A 1,122-nucleotide genomic window follows, 5' to 3' on the forward strand; every position below is an offset into this window, starting at 1 on the left:
CCCTAGGAGCTGTTTGGGGTTCGGATCTTGGTGAGGGTCGGTGGTGGGCTGGCCGTGGCTGGTAGAACTCGGATGTGGCACGCTTCGATGTGACCGATGCCGAGTGGGCTTTGATCGAGCCGCATCTGCCGGTGGCGGCTACCGGGCCGCTGCCACGGCGGGTGCGTGATCAGTTCAATGGGATCTTGTGGCGGTTTCGCACCGGATCCGGCTGGCGTGACGTGCCGGAACGCTATGGGTCGTGGTCCACTGTCTACTCCCGGTTCAACGGCTGGGCCAAAGCCGGGGTGTTCCAAGGACTGATGGACGCACTGATCGCCGAGGCCGCATCGCGTGGACAGGTCGGGCTTGAACTGGTCAGCGTGGACTCCACGATCGTGCGGGCGCATCAGGAATCGGCCGGGCTGGCGGTCGCCGGGGAGACCTTGGATGCGCTGGAGCAGGCGCTGACCGAGGAAAAGGGGGCTCCGCTGCCGGAGCAGCCGCCGGTGCTGCGGGTGATGCGCCCGAGGCCACACCCGAGGCCATACCCGAGTCCGGCGCGTCGCCGCCGCACGAGCGCGCCGCCGCCCGGCGACGCCGCAAGGCGCGGGCGAAGGCTGCCGCGCTCGGCCGATCCCGAGGCGGGCTGAGCAGCAAGGTCCATGCCGCGGTCGATGCCGCCGGGCTGCCGCTGGTCTTCGTGCTCACGCCCGGCCAAGCCGCCGACTGCCCGCAATTCACCACCGTCCTGGACAAGATCCGCGTGGCCGGACTGGTGGGCCGGCCACGGACCCGCCCGGCTGCGGTGGCCGCGGACAAGGCCTATTCCTCCAAGGCTAACCGCGCCTATCTGCGTCGCCGCCGGATCGGCGCGGTCATCCCGGAGAAGAGTGACCAGCAGGCCAACCGGAAGAAGAAGGGCTCGGCCGGTGGGCGGCCTGCCGCCTTCAATCCGCAGCGCTACCGGCAGCGCAACACCATCGAACGCTGCTTCCAGAAGATCAAGGCCTGGCGTGGCCTGGCGACCCGCTACGACAAGGCCCCGGAAAGCTACGAGGCCGGGCTCTACCTCCGGGGCTCGATCATGTGGTTAAGACTCCTCACCTCAACCACATGATCCGAACTCTAAACAGCTCCTAG

Annotated in this window: 1 pseudogene; it reads left to right on the forward strand. The window is 68.4% G+C overall.

What is annotated here, in order from left to right:
- Positions 1-74 precede the first annotated feature (74 nt).
- Positions 75-1,099, forward strand: a pseudogene (locus AB0H84_RS53395) (IS5 family transposase).
- Positions 1,100-1,122: the final 23 nt, after the last annotated feature.

The organism is Nonomuraea sp. NPDC050786, from assembly GCF_040654115.1.
Classification (GTDB): Bacteria; Actinomycetota; Actinomycetes; order Streptosporangiales; family Streptosporangiaceae; genus Nonomuraea.